Here is a 17,584-nt window from a genome sequence, read left to right on the forward strand (position 1 = left end):
GCTCCATCAGAAAGACCTTCCGCAATTCGCCTGAGCACTCTAGTGGTTGATATGACAATATAACTCCCTATTAACATGGCTAGAATAGCGCCGATTAATACCCCGGCTATAAGAAGTATTCTGGATGACCTGACAGCAGATTTTAACTTGGTAACAGCATTGGCTTGTTCTTCATCGATAGTTTTCACAATCTTTGAAAGAACATCAACAGCTTCTTTTTGTTTTACTACCAGATCTTCCATACCGTATTTTATCATATTCATATAAAGATTTTTGCTTTGATTTGCTATTTCTGCCAGTTTTTCAAAGTATTCAAAAGTGGCTTTCGCTGTTGGCTTAAGCTGCATTTTGTAAATCATGTTAGCAGCCGCCAAATCTCCATTTTTCACTGTTTCTTTAATCTTTTTAACTGATTTATGGAATTCCTCGTGAATGGGGGCTATTTGATTCAGGAGCTTTGAAAGGTTTTCGTTGTCTGTTTTGAAAGAAGCCAGCCATTTGCCGAATTCACACTGAGAAGCATCTTCTCCTCCTTCGAATTCTTCTTTCAGAGCAAGAAGATCTGCTACCTTAAGCATGGTCTGGTAATGAAGAAATCGAAAACGCTCAATTTTTTCAACAAGTTCCATTGGGTTCGTAATTCCAGTTGCTTCAATATCTTTTGCCATCTTAAAGAATTGATCCGTTGCAGGAAGATAATCATTGAGTTTAGCAATAAACTGCTTTTCTAGTTCTATTCTGCTGGGTGTCTTATTCGGCACGGCTTCAAGGTCTTTCAAAGCCTTAGAAAGCTCTTTTTTAGCTTCTTCCGCATTTGCAAACTGCCTTGCTCTATCTTCTTTGGAAAGCAATGGGTTCATAAGGGTTCTTGCGGCAATCCGGATAGATTTCAGATCTGACTCTATTTCGTCTATGGCAGATATAGAAGGAACAACTTGATCGTCTAAGACATTCATGTTTCCGATAAGCCTTTGCAACCCAATCCACCCGACAACTCCTACGAAAATAGTAATGATAGTAACAATTCCGAATCCTCCCATGATCTTAGAGCTAAGCTTCATAAACCCTCCTTTTTTGAAAATTGTTTATCAGTCTCTAACCCTAGCCCAATACACCCCACTCTATTGTATAGATATAGTCCAGATGAATTTGTTAAATAAAGAATTTTGATAGAAAAATAAAGATTAAGTTGAACGATGAATCCCCGCTTTTGTAGTGTCTATGAGATTTTTGTTTGCGTTAAAGCAGGGATTGTGATAAAAGCTCACGCCGATTTGTTGATGCTGATTAGTCTTGTCAAAGAGAAGGGGAGACGGATCGATATGAGCAGGCGATGCGATTTTTGTGGAAAAGGTCCCATTACGGGGAATAATGTAAGCCACGCAAATAATAAAACTAGACGCAGATGGCTTCCCAACCTTCAATCTATGCGTCACATGACCCCGGAAGGGAAGGTTGTGCGAGTGAGGGTTTGCTCCAGATGTTTGAGATCCGGGGTGATCACCAAGCCTGTGAAAACAGCAGTTAAAGCAGTTTAATTCCATGCGTTAATATCCTGTGTAGGGGCGACGCATGCGTCGCCCTGAATTTATCAGGTGAATCACACTAAAGGATAATAAACCGGCTGGATGTCATTTCAATCCGTTCATGATGGCATTTAATGCTGTGGCTATCGGTTCAGGCACATCCTCGCTGGTGACCAGATTGTCCCACTTTTTTACTTCTTTTTTCCTGCCGTATTTCTGAGCGATTTCTCTGGATATTGAAAAAGCCAGGCTACGGAAAGGGCTAAGGTCTTCTATCAACCCCTGTTGCTCGGCATCGCTAAGCAAAAAAGCGATCTCCATAAAGGTGGCATATCGAGGATCAAGGAGCACTTCTTCAACTTTGGGAAGAAGGGTAGAACGTAATTTATTGGGAATGAGAGAATACAGTTCAAGACGTCGCTCCTGAAAGCGTCTAAATATAGACCGATCTTTGTGGAAGCTGTTTTGACGGGCGAGTGCATCCTTTACGCCGTCATAGACGGCTCTGGCTATGAGTTCCCCAAGGCGAGCATGACCCCCTGAGTTATCAGCCGGCTTTCCTTTGCCGCTTACCACGATGATTTCGTCAGTTCCAGTGCCGGTAGCCTGCCATTTTAAGCCGGTGTATGAGCTTCTGATGTCCAGATCCTGGAGAGCGGCGGTTTTTGCTTCCGTTGCGGTAATCACGGCTCTTGCCATAGCGCGGGGCGAAAGCTTTCTGTTTGTCATGAGGATAATGTTTATGGTGCCGGGTTCTTCCCACGATCCTGTGTCTCTTGATGCTCTGAGGGCGTTCGATTCTGCTCCAGCGGTAACAAGTGCATAGACTACAAGATCGCCGTGAGTCCTTACCTGGAGCGACATGTTGTCCATGTTTGCTCCCGTAAAAAGAAGAGAAGCTTCCTTCTGGGAAATACCGAGCACTTTTTCAATGTGGCTACGCCATCCATCTAAGCCCAATCGATGGCTTACTCCCCATAACGGTGGCGGGGAAGAATGATTGCCGACAACAAATTGTGCCGTTCTGGGTCCTTCCAGAGTAGAAAGTACGTCCATGGGTTCGGTTAAATGGATAAGAAGTGTTTTGTTCTGAAAATCGAGAATTCTGCTGGTTACCACTTCAGCGGATTTTACAAAGGGTAGATGCACGGGAATGGGTTTTCTCGCTTCTATTCCTTCTTGAGTTGCCAGAAGGGCAGGATTGGAAAAGGCGTCTTCAAAGATTACCGAAGCCAGCCACTGGATAAATTTTCCTGAATGAGGAGAGATGCGACAGGTAAGATCGCAGGGAAAGTAAAAAATTCGCCCGTTTTTTACAGCACTCACGTCCTTCCATCCCAGTAGAGAGAAGAATTTTTCGGCTACCTGTCTGTCTTCTCCACATCCGTAGATCACTTCTGGGTCGAATCTTTGCCATTCCGCAAGAGAAACGGGAATTACAGCACCATTCTTGCCGAAGGACGGAGGAGTTCCCCCGGAGAGACGTATGAGATCATTCTGGAAGGAATCATCCCCTGGTGCCATGACGGTTTCTGAATCTTGCCGTCCCATAAAGCGCATGACTCGAACGGGGCGGCGATTGGGAATTTTAGAAAGCTTTTGCTGAACGAGAGATATTTCAGTCTTTATTTCGCTTATAAGCTTTTCGGCTTCTGAATCTTTGTGGAACAGGTTTCCTAAAAGCCGGATAGTTTTGTAGAGTTCGTCAATGGAGTTTATTTCAACGGTGACAATGTGAGATCTGGAAGCAAACTCTTTTGCAATATTCTGGTGTCGTGGTGATATGATGATGGTATCCGGCTGAACGCTTCTTATTGCTGCAATTATGGGATTAAAGAAGCTTCCCACGATTTTTCTATCTTCTGTTGGTGGTAAGCGGTCATGAATGGATATACCAACGAGCTTATCTGATTCTCCCAGTATTTGAATAATTTCGGTTGCGGAAGGAAGAAGAGAAACGACTCGCTGAGGCGTGCTATGAGTTGCCGCATCAAGGCGGCACAGGTCGAAACAAATGGTAGCCAATAGAAGGATTAAAAGGCGGTTTAATTTGCGGATTTTCATATTTTTTACTCCCCTTAGAAGTTGTATCTGATGCCGCCCACAACAGTAATACCCGGCATGGGATAGCCATCCACAAAGGAGTAGTTTTTGTCTGTGAGGTTATCTATACGGATGTAGGGGTTGAGGTTTGGGAGAGGATAGCAGGAAAATTTCAAAGAATAGACAGTAAAACCGCCTTTTTCTATGGCTTTTCCGTAGGTTGGGGACATCCAGTTCCAGTCCTGGACGGTTTGTTTTCCGTGATAGTTAGCCTGCAAAGTGATTTCTGCTTTATCAAGGTATCCGGCAGTGATCCCAAGAATTAAGTTTTCTCTGGACACATAGGGAACGACATCTGAACCCAGAGATGCCGCATAGCTGTCGTCTTCGATTTTTCGTTTGACGTAATAGATGCCGTTTACGAAGGGCTTTATGTAAATGGACGAGAGAGGAATTTTATAAGAGGCGTAAGCTTCCAGAGCGGCGAGAGTTGCGCCGTCAACGTTTTTATATGTGGTCCAGGAGCAATCGCCATTTACGCAGGTTTTGAAGCCGCTGGTGATTCGGTCGGTATAGTCTGAGTAGAAGAAAGCGATACCGGCTGAAAGCTTATCTCGCCTGAGATCTGCTCCTATTTCGTATGTAGTGCTTTTTTCTGGTTTTAGATCAGGATTTCCTACGAGCTTTGTCCAGCTCGTTTGATATCTCCCAGCCAGTTCATCGGCTGAAGGTGCACGAAAACCTGTGCCGATGGCGGCTCTTGCAAACAATCCGTCGATAACTTCATAGGTTGCGCCTGATCTCCAGCTTGTGTGGGAGAAGCTTTCACTTCCGGGTGTTACGTTTAGATTGTAAGTGCTTTTTATGGATTCATCAAAGATGTCGTGGCGGATTCCCACGGTTAGAGTGAGTTTTTCCCATTTGATTTTTTCTTCTCCAAAGAAGGCGTAGTTATCATAGTGGGTTTTCGGGGAGGAAGGCGCAGAAGGGGGGTTATTCCAGGACAAAACGTTTATGTGATCCCAGTCGGTTCCGATGAGGAGACTTCCAAAAGAAAAGGTGGGTATTGATATTTGGGCTCTTGTGCCGCTGGTTTCTGCCTGGGTGCTCGTTGAGAAGTATCCCCAATCCATGTCGGGGTCCATCCAGGAATCACGATTCATTACGGTGTAGGCGCTTACATGGTAGGTTATTTTATGTGATGGTAGTGTTCCATCGTATGCGATGGATAAGTAGCGTCGAAGAATGTTTTTATAGTCGTTGTAATCGGGAGAATAGTCTGCTCCAGGGGTGCCAACATCCCAGGCGCGAAAATATTGGGCTACGAGAGAAAATGTATGGTTTTCTATCGGGGTGGCTCTGAGGCTCAGACTGTAAGCTTCGTCGTGATAATGAGTATTTTCCACGGTATTTCCAGCGCCGGTTTTATAATCGTCCAGCTGCTGACATGTTCTTCCTGAGATGGATATACCGAATTTATCTTGAAAAGCCCCGGAAGAAGCTCTTGCCGATGTTCTGAACTGATTCCAGCTTCCGTATTCGCCAGCTAACTCTCCTTGGGGGGAACCACTTCCCTGGCGAGTGATGATGTTAATAACGCCGCCCATTGCTGCCGAGCCATAGACCACGGATGCGGGTCCACGAACTATTTCTACTCGTTCGACGTTTTCCAGAGGGATGGCCGTGATATTTCCTGTGCCTGCTCTATGACCATCGATAAGTATGAGAACTCGTCCTTTAATATCTGTGCCCATGGTGTCGGTTCTAAAACCTCGAATGTCAACGGATGTTAAGGCTCCGGGATAACGGTGAAAATGAGAGGGGAGTTTATCAATAAGAAGTTCGGACAGATCACGAGCGCCCGATTTTTCGATTTCCTCTCGGGTTATTACATCGACTCTGGCGGGGCTTTCTCCCACCTTTTCAGGAATTCTACTTGCTGTTACCACAATTGTTTCCAGGGTTTCTTTTTCCTTACTTTCTCCGTAAGCCGGGATGGTTAAAATGCAGGATGCCATTAACCAGACAAACCATTTAGTGCATCTTTTCATAGTAAGTCCTCCATTCAGTTGTTTGGTTTAGCAGGTTAGCCCTGTAAAAACAAAAAATCCTTGAAACCTTGCGGCTCCAAGGATTGCACCCAGTTTCCTTCATCCTTGTATTTTACGGCATGGCAAAAGCGTTTTCCCGCGCTTTAATGCCAGCTCTATTCGCTCTCAGGCAGGTCTTCTGGCTCTCCTCACCTTTTCCGCAGCCTTCCCATCCTGCTCTGGCAGGACAGTGGCTATTTGCGCGGAAAGGCTTGCCTCGTCTAGAGGCAGAGGATCACAGCGGCGGGACCGCTCCCGACTTTCACGGGATTCCCTATTAAGCCTTAAAAAGGCACCTGAGGCGTTGAATACGAATTAGACTCTACTGAAGCCCTTTTGAGATGTCAAGTGATGACGGATGGTGTTCTAAAAACTCCGCACCAAATGTAGGGGTGCACGGCCGTGCGCCCCTACAGTCACATGGTGAATAATATTTTAGCTACCCGGGTCTGGGAAGGTCTTCCAAGCTGAGTTTCGTCCCTGCTTTTTCTATGTTTAGCTGCCCCATAAGGGAAGTATTAGAACATCCTAAGTGATGATGGATGGTGTTTTAAAAAACTCCGTAATAAATTGTAGGGGCAACCAGTGCGTCGTCCCACAATTATGTGGTGAATCATATATTGAGGTCGTTTTTTAGCCACCTGAGTCTGGGAAGATTTTCCAAGCTGAATTTTGTCATTCAAGACATCATCGTAGGGGCAGCCGGCCGGTCGTCCCTACAATATCCCTTGTATGCGCATCAACCAATGTCGTAAAATGGCCGGCGCTACGAACATATTACCCATTTTTTAGAACATCCTCCTGCATGCCTTGACCTAACAAGAAGTCTTCATTTCGGGTATATTCTTAAAACAGTCATTGCAATGGTTAGCATTGTAAACCCTATACCGATGAACCATTGAGTAAATGTAAGTCTTTTATCTAACGCCTCGAACCTTGCATTCATTTCCCTTTGGAGAGCTTCAAATCTTTTGTCCATTTCTCTCTGAAGAGCTTCGAATCGCTTTTCCATTGCTTCGAATCGTTTTTCCATAGCTTCAGATCTTGCATCAATTTCTCTCTGGAGAGCCTCGAATCTTCTTTCCATAGCTTCAAATCTTGCTGCTTCGATTTCTCTCAGGGCTTTGAGTTCTTCTTCTACTCTGATGACCCTTTCTATCAGTGACAGTTCTTTGGCTCTCTGATCGTTTTTTCTAACGAATTCCTCTACCGCAGCCACAACGCTCTGCTGAACCAGTTGTTTTATGATTTGTTCTATTTCGTTTCTGGAGATTGCATCCTGCATTTTTGATCCCTCTTAGGAAGTTTTATCCTCTCAAGTCTCGCAATTTATATTTCCTGCTAGCAGTTTCTGTGAGGAACTGTTCTCTGGATTTTTAGCCATTTGTTAGATGCCTGCGGATTTGGAACACATGTCTATCCTGGTTTAATACCAACTCTAACATGGTCCGGTATTTTTCTTAATGTTTGGTTAACATTACAATTATAACCAGAAGTAGAGAATGTTCTCAACAAGAGCTTTAACGCATTAGAAAATTCTTTAACCCCGGGTGGTTATAGGGAGTTATTTTGCCCTTTTTATTGTGAATGTATGGCTGTGCATCTACGGTGTCCTTACGACTTCGTTTTTCGGTGGTTGACCTGGCATTGTCTTTGTCGTATTTCTTTGCCGCGCTTTGTGGATTCCCATGAAGGGCTTTAATTGTTTGTTGGAAAAGAAGTGCCTGTTGCACGGTTGATGTTAACAATATTGATGAGATGTGAAGTGAGGGGGGCGGTTTTGGAGGATGTTAGGTCTTTTCCTGTTGGAGTGTTCGATTCCGGTGTGGGTGGTCTTTCTGTGCTAAGAGAAATCAGAAATCTGATGCCTCAGGAAGATCTTATATACCTTGCCGATCAAGCTCACGTTCCTTACGGTCCCAGATCGTTAGATGAAGTTCAGAAATTTTCCCTGGAAATTACAGAATTTCTTTTGAAGCGATCCGTTAAAGCAATTGTTATCGCTTGTAATACAGCTTCGGCTGCAGCACTACAGTATCTTCGGGGGCTTTTTCCCGACGTGCCTTTCGTTGGCATGGAACCGGCTGTTAAGCCAGCAACGGAACAGACGAAAAGTGGAGTTGTAAGTGTTCTTGCTACCAGAGCCACTTTTCAAGGGGCGTTGTATGCTTCTGTGCTGGAAAGATTTGCTCATGGTGTAAAGATTCTTCAACATACCTGCCCCGGCCTGGTGTCTCAGATTGAACAGGGTTTCATCGATGATCCTAAAACCAGAGCCATACTCGAAGAAGCTCTTATTCCCATGCTAGAGCAAGGAATAGATACGGTAGTTCTCGGTTGCACTCATTATCCTTTCATCATACCGCTTATTCGATCAATTGTTGGACCTAATGTGCGGGTTATTGATCCAGCACCCGCTGTGGCTCGTCAGGTAAAACGAGTTCTGGAACAAAAAGGAATAATGCAGGAAGTTTCTCGCCGCGGCGGCGTAACCTATTACACAACCGGAAATGTTACCTCCTTTGAGCGGATAGTTAAAGTTCTGCTTGGAGAAGAAATTAAGGCATGTTTTTTAGTGTGGCGTGAGGGCAAGCTGGCTTATTCTGCGTCAACGGAGTTTTCCCATGAATCAACTCTCTGTGAATCTTGCGAGGAAGTCGCAAGAAAAAGACTTGGAAAGACCTAAGATGTTGATTTTGAAGGATGATTCTTTTCTTGACATTTAGAACAGGAATCTTTATATGAGCATCACTTTGCTAAACTTATAGTTTAATGAAGGTAAACTATGGAGGACGAGCTTAGCATAGGGCTTAAGCTTAAGAGGCTAAGGATGGAGCGCGGGCTTACCCAGGAAGAATTGGCGAGCAGGGCTTATTTAACCAAAGGGTTTATCTCCCAGCTTGAGCGAAACCTTACCTCGCCATCAATCGCTACGCTTAAGTCCATATTGGATGTCTTGGGAGTGGAGTTGGCGGATTTTTTTCGGGATGTGAGAAACCATACCGTAGTTGGGCAGGAACGTAAGCGGGTGCTTAGTTCCAGGTCAACCGATGATTGTAAAATCTACTATTTGCTCCCCGGAGCCACCGGCAAGCTTATGGATGCAGTATTGGTAGTGCTGGCGAAGGGAGCTAAAACGCCCCAGCAAGAGGCTCACGGAGGCGAAGAATTCGGGTTCGTTTTGAAGGGACGAATTCTTTTATGGCTTGATCAGCAGTTTTACAAACTGAAAACGGGAGATTGCTTTTCTTTTAAGAGTTCGACGAAGCATTGGGTAGAAAATGTTGGTAATGGTGAAGCTCACGTGCTTTGGGTGGTGAGTCCATTGAGATTTGAGAATTAAGGTTTAGGTAAATGATGCTGTTATGTAACAACGCTTTTTTGGGAGAGGGGAGGTAAGCTATAATGACTGTTAAAAAACCAGAGTTTGGTTTTGGCGTTCATCTCATGTTGGATGGATATGGTTGCAAGCGTGAAACGCTGGTTGACATACAGTATATTTACGACTTCCTCGATAAGTATCCGGAAAAAATGGAAATGACCAAGATTATGCCTCCCTATGTGTTTCGATATGAGGGGCTTATTCCGGAAGATTGGGGCATATCCGGTTTCGTGCTTATTGCAGAAAGTCACATAAGTATTCATACTTTTCCAGAGAAACTGTATTTAAGCGTGGATATGTTTTCGTGCAAACCTTTTGATACTCAAAAAGCTATTGATACGCTTAAAGAATATTTTTCCATCCAGAAGGCGGAAATTCACGTGCTCGATCGAGGACAGGAATTTCCCAACACAATTCACGACTCGGCTCAGGTAGTTCGAATGGATAGAATGTTGAGAGGAAGAAAGTAAAAAGAAGCGATGTCTGGATCTAACAATAAAAGGGGAATCTTGTCAGTAGGTTCCCCTTATTCTTTTCTTGGGCTTGAGAAAAGCGAAGAAGCTTTTGAAAAGGCTCGGGTTGTTCTTATCCCCGTGCCCTACGACGGCACCACGACTTACCAGTCTGGAACAAGAGAGGGGCCTCGAGCCATCATCATGGCATCTAAGGAACTTGAGCCTTTTGATGAAGAGACTCTTACGGAGCCCTACATCACCGGTATTTTTACTATGAACGAGCTTGATGTAACCGTTGCTTCCCCCAGAGAGATGGTTCTAAAAGTTGAGGAAGTCGGTCGAACCATCATTCAGAGTGGGAAATTTCCTGTGATGGTGGGTGGCGAACACCTGATGAGTCTTGGAATGATTAAGGCTCTAGCTGAAGAAAAAGGAACCGGCTGGAGCATCTTGCATATTGATGCTCATGCCGATCTTAGGTCTGAGTATCAGGGAAGCAATTTCAGTAACGCCTGTGTAATGCGCCTTGCTCTTGATTATGCTCCTGTTGTTTCCGTTGGTATCCGATCCCTTACCAGGGAAGAATTCGATTTTGCCAGAAACTATCCAGTGCCCATTTTTTTCTGCCAGGATTTTTTGAAAGATCGTAACTCCTGGGATAAAGTTTTAGAACTTCTGCCGGAAAAAATATATGTAACTATCGATCTTGATGCACTGGATCCTTCCGTTATGCCTTCTGTAGGCACGCCAGAGCCTGGGGGACTTGGCTGGTATGAATTGACAGGTTTTCTGAGGAAGGTATTTTCGGCAAAAACTGTTCTCGGCTTTGATGTTATGGAATTGAGACCTATACCCGGATTAACCGCCCCTGATTTTCTTGCCGCTAAGCTAATTTATAAACTTATTGCCTATTTGAACTCTTAAAATCGAGCCTTTTCCCAGAACGACTGAGAGTATTCGAAAATTTTTTCCATGCAACTGAGGGTGTTCTAAAAACTCCGTAATAGAATTGTAGGGGCGACGCATGCGTCGCCCCTACAATTATGTGGTGAATCATATATTGAGGTCGTTTTTAGCTACCTGGGTCTGGGAAGGTCTTCAAAGCCGAATTTCGTCCCTGCCTTTTCTATGTTTCGCCGCCCCATAAGGGAAGTTTTAGAACACCCTTCCATACAACTTGACTCACCCGGACCCTTTCCTTAGGATGCTCCTGGGGTAAGGCCCAGTTTGTTTGTTACCGATGGGATGATGAGTTTACACATAAGAAGGCGAGAAATGTTCGAAAGTATAAATATTGAACTTTTACAATTAGTTAGGTTTAATGCCGATATGCATCCAATTGTGTCTAAACTTGCTGTGTTTTTCGCACAGTTTGGACCATATATTTTGTTGTTTTCGTTTGCCTTGGTTTGGCTTTTTATTGAAAAGCCGAGAAGGTTGGTTCTTGTTGAGTCTATCGTGGCTGCAGTAATTGGCTTGGTCTTAAACTGGTTTATAGGGTTAGTTTATTATCATCCTCGCCCTTTTTTAATGGGACTTTGTGACCCTCTTTTCCCCCATGCTCCCGACGCATCTTTCCCTAGTGACCATGCCACGCTCCTATTTTCAATAGCTCTTTATGTGCTCCTGCCCAAAAGGTGGATTAGTTTTGGAACCTTCTGTTTAGCCGTTGCAATTTTAACTTCCTGGGGGCGAATATATAGTTGCATCCATTTTCCCTTTGATATTGTAGGAAGTTTAATGGTTGGTTTGATAAGCGCTGAAGTAGCCCATTTTTTGGCTAAGCCTTTGAATGCTTTTAATAAACGATTAGTCGATGTGGTTAGCTTTGTCACGAACAGCTTAAAAAGAACCAGAGCTTAATTATTATTATTGACTGGCAGCTTAAATGATCGTTGATCTGAACATAAAGGGGCAAGTTTTATCCGCTTAACAAACGTCAAAAGCTTGGTTTGTCTGACATATTTTTAGCAAGCCGGGAATGATAAATTTTTATCTTGCAGACTGAGAATTATAAGTCTAAAATGTTTTATTAGATTTGGGTTAGGATGAAAGTTTTTGGTTTAACTGATCTGGAGGTTTTAAGTGCCATGAAAATTTTGTTAGTGTATCCCAAGGTGATGGAAACTTTCTGGAGCTTTATTCATGCGCTCAAGATCGTTAAGAGAAAATCGGCTTTCCCACCTCTTGGACTTCTAACTGTTGCTTCTATGTTGCCTTCTTTGTGGGAAAAGAAAGTTGTGGACATGAACGTAGAATCTCTGACCGATGAACAAATTAGGTGGGCCGATTATGTTTTTATTAGCGCTATGGTTGCTCAGCGTCGATCTACAGAAGATGTAATAAAAAGATGCAGGTCTTTGGGGGTGAAAACGGTTGGAGGTGGGCCTCTTTTTCTTTGTTTTGGTAACGAATTCCCTGATGTGGATCACCTTGTGCTGGGAGAAGCTGAGGCTATTCTTCCTGAGTTTCTAAAAGATCTTCAGGAAGGAAAAGCAAAGCGAGAATACCGATCTTCGGAGCATCCTGACATTAGTGATACTCCGGTTCCTGCATGGCATCTTGTTGATATGCGCAATTATGCCACCATGAGCGTTCAATATTCCCGAGGGTGTCCATACGACTGCGAATTTTGCGACATCATTGTGATGAATGGGCGCCGCCCCAGAACGAAGACCCCTCATCAGTTCCTGGCTGAATTGGATGCGCTTTATAATGCTGAATGGCGTGGACCTGTTTTTATAGTGGATGATAATTTCATTGGGAACAAACGCCGAGTAAAGGAACTACTGCCAGAGATTATAGAATGGCAGCGGTGCAGGGGCTATCCTTTCGCATTTTTTACCGAGGCCTCCGTTGATCTGGCATCAGATCAGGAGCTTATGGATCTTATGGTTGAAGCCGGCTTTAATAAGGTTTTTCTAGGGATTGAAACACCGGAAGAGGAAAGCCTTTTGGAATGCGGTAAACATCAGAACTTGCGTCAGAGCCTTTCTCAGTCTGTGCGAACTATTCTTGCGAATGGTCTGGCTGTTATGGGAGGATTTATAATTGGTTTCGATCATGACAAACCTGATATTTTCGAGAAGCAGTATCGTTTTATTCAAGAAAACGGCATAGTGACCGCCATGGTTGGGCTTCTTTCCGTAATACCGACGACAAGACTCTATAAAAGGCTTGAAAGAGAAGGGCGGCTTCTACCTGATTTTAAGCCTTCCGGTGACAATACTCACTCTGATGGTAGTCTTAATTTTATACCGAAACTCGATAGAGATTGGCTTATCTCTAACTATCGTAAGCTCATGGCAAAGCTCTATGAGCCCGGCACTTACTATAAACGTATAAAACGTTTTCTGGAGCTTTACAAACCCCGTGGGGAAAAAAAGCTTTTGCTGCAAGATATTGAATCTTTTCTAAGATCTATTTGGTTTCTTGGTATCAAGGATAGAATTGATGCTCGCGTTCATTACTGGAAATCGCTTCTGGATGCTTTCTTTAGTCACAGATCTGCCTTTGTTGAAGCGGTGGTTTATGCCGTTTACGGTTATCACTTTCGCAAGATTTTCTGGGAGAAAGGTGATCAAAGAGAGTTTTAGTTGGTCTAGGGGAAGTATAGATTACCGTGAAGTATGATTCCCGCAGGATTTGTCCTGCGGGACTGACCAATGATCGTCCAATACGGTTTCAGACGAGCTTAGCTTTTTTCCGAAATCCAGCGCGCTACGTCTTTAGCAAAGTATGTGAGAATCATGTCAGCTCCAGCTCGGCGGATGGCTGTAAGGATTTCCATAACTATGCGTTTTTCTTCAAGCCATCCCTTTTCGCAAGCTGCTTTTACCATGGCATACTCTCCGCTCACGTTGTAAGCAGCAAGCGGAAAGTCAAATCTGTCCTTTACTGTGCGAATAATATCGAGATAAGCAAGAGCGGGTTTGACCATCACGATGTCCGCTCCTTCCTCTATGTCCATTGCCACCTCACGAATGGCTTCTTCGACGTTTGAAACGTCCATCTGGTAGGAACGGCGGTCTCCAAACTGGGGAGCCGACTGAGCGGCTTCACGGAAGGGACCATAAAAGCCGGAACAATATTTTGCTGAATAGGCCATTATAGCAGTTTGAGAAAAACCGCTTTCGTCTAGAGCCTGGCGAATGGCACCTATTCGACCATCCATCATATCTGACGGAGCTACTATGTCGGCTCCACTTTTTGCGTGTGAAATGGCAATACGAGCGAGCACATCCAGTGTGGAGTCATTATCGACTTCCCGCCCTTTCAGAATGCCGCAGTGACCGTGGCTTGTGTATTCACAGAGGCAAACATCGGTTATGACAATAAGCTCTGGTGTGGCATCCTTTATTGCTTTTACAGCTTGCTGGACCACTCCAGATTGACTATAAGCTTCACTTCCCCGCTCGTCCTTTGTTTCTGGAATTCCGAAAAGTATCACTGCGGGGATTCCAAGATTTGTTATTTCCTTCGCCTCTCTGACTATTTCATCTCGGGATAGCTGGAAAACTCCTGGCATTGATGGTACCTTATTTCGCACCTTTTCACCGGGCACCACAAAAAGTGGATAAATTAAGTTGTCCACCGAAAGCCTTGTTTCCCTAATAAGACGCCTAAGATTTTCCGTACGCCTCATCCTTCTAGGACGATATCGAGGAAATTCCATTGATTTTAAAACCCCCTTTACTGAAGAATGGTTTTTAGTTCATGTGATATAAGGGCTGTATGTCCTGAGATGGCCTCCCACTTATGAGGTAGGCAAGGAATTTACTTGTCATCTTCACGCTTAATCTCATCATTAGTCAAATAGCAAGCCGGGTCTGGTGCCCATAAGTCTCCCGTCGCAGCTTCTGCTCGCACTCGGAAGTTCCCTCCGCATATATCCAGCCAGCGACAAGTATAACAACGCCCCTTAACGTATCGCTTCTTGTCTTTAAGTTTCCTCATGAGAGGATCGGAAAGATCCATCCATATTTCGCCGAAAGGTCGTTGCCTGACATTTCCAAAGGAATAATGACGCCAGAATTGATCTGCGTGAACCGACCCATCCCAGCTGACGCAACCGATGCCTCTTCCGGAGTTATTTCCTTCATTCATCTTAAGCAATTCGAGCACTTCCTTGGCTCGCGGCGATCCTTCTCTCACCATTCTAAGGTATAAGTAAGGTCCATCAGCGTGGTTATCGACCGTAAGCACTTCCGTGGGTTTTCCCGTGCGGTGCAATTCTGCTGTTCGATCGATTATTAAATCAACTGTGCGTCTGGTTTCGTCATGAGAAAGGTCTTCAGACATTAAAGAACTTCCTCTTCCGGCATAAACTAAATGATAGAAGCAGATTCGCGGGATACGTCGTTCCTCTATGAGATCAAAAATAGCCGGAATTTCTGAAACATTCTGACGGTTTATGGTAAATCTAAGACCTACCTTTATACCCGCTTCCTGACAGGCAGCAATGCCATCCATTGCTCTTCCAAAAGCACCTCGCACGCCTCGAAACCGATCGTTTGCCGCTTCCATGCCGTCCAGACTAATTCCGACGTAGGACAACCCAATAGCTTTCATCTCAGCGGCTACTCGTGAGGTAATTAGAGTGCCATTGGTGGAAATGACTGCTCGAAGCCCTTTTTCAACAGCGTATGCAACCAACTCCAAAAGATCATCTCTCATCAGTGGCTCACCCCCAGAAAAAAGGATGACGGAGCAGCCAAAGTCGGCAAGACTGTCGATTAAAGCCCTGCCTTCCTCTGTGGAGAGTTCATCGGGACCGGGGCTTGCATCGGCTCGAGCATAACAGTGGATGCACCTTAGGTTGCACCGCCTGGTAACGTTCCAAACTACAACGGGTTTTTTATCTTCAGAAAATTGCAGTAAGTGACTGGGAAGGTTGGCACTTTTTCTACCGTAACGGAGAGCGTCGGATGGTTCAACGGTGCCACAGTATAGCTTAGAAATACCAATCATTTGGAAGCTCCTTTTCTACACCGGAGGAAAATCCTGATGGGATTTTCCAATAGGATATCGCTGATAGGTAGTTCTTACAAGATTGTCCATATATTCGTCTGGAGTGATAACGGCTTCTTTGGGTAGAGTGAATTGCATCTGTCCACTACGTTCAGCAATAAGCTTCATGGCGTAATCGAAGTCTCGAGCGACTTCACGGCAAATAACAGCAGCAGTGGTGTCACGTTCGAGCGCTCTAAGTATAATTTCGTCAACTGCTTCCTCTGCGAAGGTTATTTTGAAGCCATGTCTTTCGTAAAAGTCGGATTCAAAGGTGCGTATCTGGTTGTAAAGTAAAGCGACTTCATCGAAAATCTTTTCTATGGGGATGCCGGCTTTCATGTGATAATCAATGACCAGGTCGATGCGAGCAGGAGTAAAAATGATCGGATATTTCTTTACGTAGAATTCAATCTTTTGGACAGATTTATTCCGAATTATACACTTTTCCTCATTTTTTATAGCCTGGTAAAGAGCTGTTCTGTCTGGGTCGTGCGGATTTGCAAGTATAGTTTGTAAAACTCCTTCAGGATCTTTAACCATCTCTGGTGTTACCACCAGAGTCTTAATATCCGTAGAAGGCAGGGTCTTTTCGAAAGGTATCAGGATTTTTTCCACAACGCTTACGAGAGCTCTTGCACCAGTTCCTTCCACGTAAGCAAGCCTTGCTATTTCTCTAAGAGCCTCATCCTGAAAGACGATGTCTATGCCGTAGCAATGGAAGTCTTCTTTTTTGCCGTTAATAATGGGATTATTGGGATTTCTCAAAATTTCGTATAAATCTTCTTCTTCTAATGGATCCAGAACGGCGATAACGGGAATCCGTCCGATAAATTCTCTTTCGAAGCCGTATTGAACAAGATCGTCTGCTTTGACATATTTGAGATATTCAATGTCGTTGTCTTTGCTCTGAATTTCAGCTCCAAATCCTATTCCCTGTTTCTTCATGCGGTTTTTAATAATCTCGGGAAGTTCTGGAAAAGCTCCGCTCATGACAAACAGAATATTCTTTGTGTTGACAATTCGCCTTTCTCGTCGTCCAGTTCTACGATAATGTTCTATTGCCTGGAGTTGAGAAATCGGATCATAGGAGACTCTGAGATCTACCTCCGTTTCTTCTAAGGGTTTGAGAAGAGCCCTTTGCACTCCAGTTCTGGATACATCAGGTCCGATTATATTCCGAGAAGAAGCTATTTTGTCGATTTCATCTATGTAAATTATTCCGTGTTCCGCCAGTTCAATGTCATCATTTGCCACCGTTACTAGATCTCTTACAAGATCTTCCACGTCACCGCCAACATAGCCTGTTTCGCTGAATTTAGTTGCATCACCTTTTACAAATGGAACATTGAGCTTTTCGGCTATAAGCTTAACAAGATAGGTTTTTCCTACACCGGTTGGACCTATTAGCAAGATATTATTTTTGATTCGCCCCACAGTATGGGTTTTACCAAACCTTTCACGTTGCTTTTGGATACGAATCCTATTGTAGTGAGTGCAGGTCTTAGTAGCCAGGATCGCTTTTGCTCTATCCTGTTTAACCACATACTGATTGAGGTAACTCTCGAGTTCCTCCGGCTTCATATCGAAGCGAATTTTCTGAACGCCGGAGCTCTTCTTGGGAACACCTTCTTCTTCAGACCTGTAACTCATCGTTTGAAATGGTGACATAACTTTAATCCGTATCCCATATTTTTTTTTGAGATAATCGTTGAGTTCCCTCTCTAATTCCTCTGGATCAGGGAACTGTGAAGCCTTTTCCATAAGTTTCTCGCTTTCCCCTTCTTGGAGCATTTTTTGGTTGTTTTCAATTTCTAAAGCCTCTTTTTAGTTCGGTTAGAGACGTCAATAAATATAATCGCCCGTAAGTCCGATTTCAACAAGCAGAAAAAACAATCTTCGATGGATTTGTGGACGAAACTTTTAGAATCATCCTCGGTGATGGTGAGAGTGTTCGAAAAATTTTTTCCATGCAGATTTGTCCTGACAATAGGTTCAGAATTGTAGGGGCACGGCATGCCGTGCCCCTACAATCGGTGCGCCCGGCATGGGCGTGCTCCTGGAGGTGAAAGTCCTCCC

Annotated in this window: 14 protein-coding genes and 1 riboswitch; of the genes, 7 read left to right on the forward strand and 7 right to left on the reverse strand. The window is 44.2% G+C overall.

Going from position 1 to position 17,584, the window contains the following annotated elements; genetic code table 11:
- On the reverse strand, nucleotides 1–1,061 hold a 1,061-nt coding region (locus tag WHS38_04235), incomplete at its 3' end, for an MCP four helix bundle domain-containing protein (protein ID MEJ5300178.1).
- A 261-nt stretch (nucleotides 1,062–1,322) separates the two neighbouring features.
- Between WHS38_04235 and rpmB the strand changes: the two genes are divergently transcribed.
- Complete coding sequence (rpmB, locus tag WHS38_04240; protein ID MEJ5300179.1) at nucleotides 1,323–1,538, forward strand: 50S ribosomal protein L28; 216 nt, start codon at nucleotides 1,323–1,325, stop codon at nucleotides 1,536–1,538.
- Between the two features lie 93 nt (nucleotides 1,539–1,631).
- On the opposite strand, the gene WHS38_04245 is transcribed toward rpmB, so the two are convergent.
- From WHS38_04245 to WHS38_04255, 3 genes are all read right to left on the reverse strand, one after another.
- Nucleotides 1,632–3,590, reverse strand: a complete 1,959-nt coding sequence (locus WHS38_04245; protein MEJ5300180.1) for an adenosylcobinamide amidohydrolase — start codon at nucleotides 3,588–3,590, stop codon at nucleotides 1,632–1,634.
- Between the two features lie 14 nt (nucleotides 3,591–3,604).
- A complete protein-coding gene (locus tag WHS38_04250; protein ID MEJ5300181.1) occupies nucleotides 3,605–5,620 on the reverse strand; it encodes a TonB-dependent receptor in 2,016 nt (671 codons plus the stop codon).
- A gap of 150 nt (nucleotides 5,621–5,770) precedes the next feature.
- A riboswitch (cobalamin riboswitch) is annotated at nucleotides 5,771–5,974 on the reverse strand.
- A gap of 514 nt (nucleotides 5,975–6,488) precedes the next feature.
- Nucleotides 6,489–6,944: a hypothetical protein gene (locus WHS38_04255; GenBank protein MEJ5300182.1), complete on the reverse strand. Its 456-nt coding sequence runs from the start codon at nucleotides 6,942–6,944 to the stop codon at nucleotides 6,489–6,491.
- Between the two features lie 495 nt (nucleotides 6,945–7,439).
- On the opposite strand from WHS38_04255, the gene murI reads away from it, so the two are divergent.
- The 6 genes from murI (at nucleotide 7,440) to WHS38_04285 (ending at nucleotide 13,092) form a co-directional block, all read left to right on the forward strand.
- Complete coding sequence (gene murI, locus WHS38_04260; GenBank protein MEJ5300183.1) at nucleotides 7,440–8,345, forward strand: glutamate racemase; 906 nt, start codon at nucleotides 7,440–7,442, stop codon at nucleotides 8,343–8,345.
- 99 nt (nucleotides 8,346–8,444) lie between these two features.
- Entirely contained in the window at nucleotides 8,445–9,002 is a 558-nt protein-coding gene (locus tag WHS38_04265; protein MEJ5300184.1) for a cupin domain-containing protein, read from the forward strand.
- 62 nt (nucleotides 9,003–9,064) lie between these two features.
- Nucleotides 9,065–9,511: an adenosylmethionine decarboxylase gene (speD, locus tag WHS38_04270; protein ID MEJ5300185.1), complete on the forward strand. Its 447-nt coding sequence runs from the start codon at nucleotides 9,065–9,067 to the stop codon at nucleotides 9,509–9,511.
- Between the two features lie 39 nt (nucleotides 9,512–9,550).
- On the forward strand, nucleotides 9,551–10,420 hold the full coding sequence (speB, locus tag WHS38_04275) for an agmatinase (GenBank protein MEJ5300186.1): 870 nt from the start codon (nucleotides 9,551–9,553) through the stop codon (nucleotides 10,418–10,420).
- A gap of 351 nt (nucleotides 10,421–10,771) precedes the next feature.
- A complete protein-coding gene (locus tag WHS38_04280) occupies nucleotides 10,772–11,359 on the forward strand; it encodes an undecaprenyl-diphosphatase (protein MEJ5300187.1) in 588 nt (195 codons plus the stop codon).
- Between the two features lie 227 nt (nucleotides 11,360–11,586).
- Nucleotides 11,587–13,092: a B12-binding domain-containing radical SAM protein gene (locus tag WHS38_04285; protein MEJ5300188.1), complete on the forward strand. Its 1,506-nt coding sequence runs from the start codon at nucleotides 11,587–11,589 to the stop codon at nucleotides 13,090–13,092.
- Between the two features lie 98 nt (nucleotides 13,093–13,190).
- Here WHS38_04285 and hemB read toward each other — a convergent pair whose 3' ends face one another.
- The 3 genes from hemB to WHS38_04300 form a co-directional block, all read right to left on the reverse strand.
- Entirely contained in the window at nucleotides 13,191–14,171 is a 981-nt protein-coding gene (gene hemB, locus WHS38_04290) for a porphobilinogen synthase (GenBank protein MEJ5300189.1), read from the reverse strand.
- Between the two features lie 101 nt (nucleotides 14,172–14,272).
- Complete coding sequence (ahbC, locus tag WHS38_04295; GenBank protein ID MEJ5300190.1) at nucleotides 14,273–15,466, reverse strand: 12,18-didecarboxysiroheme deacetylase; 1,194 nt, start codon at nucleotides 15,464–15,466, stop codon at nucleotides 14,273–14,275.
- A 15-nt stretch (nucleotides 15,467–15,481) separates the two neighbouring features.
- On the reverse strand, nucleotides 15,482–17,269 hold the full coding sequence (locus WHS38_04300; GenBank protein ID MEJ5300191.1) for an AAA family ATPase: 1,788 nt from the start codon (nucleotides 17,267–17,269) through the stop codon (nucleotides 15,482–15,484).
- Nucleotides 17,270–17,584 lie beyond the last annotated feature (315 nt).

Source organism: Thermodesulforhabdaceae bacterium (assembly GCA_037482015.1).
Classification (GTDB): Bacteria; Desulfobacterota; Syntrophobacteria; order Syntrophobacterales; family Thermodesulforhabdaceae; genus JAOACS01.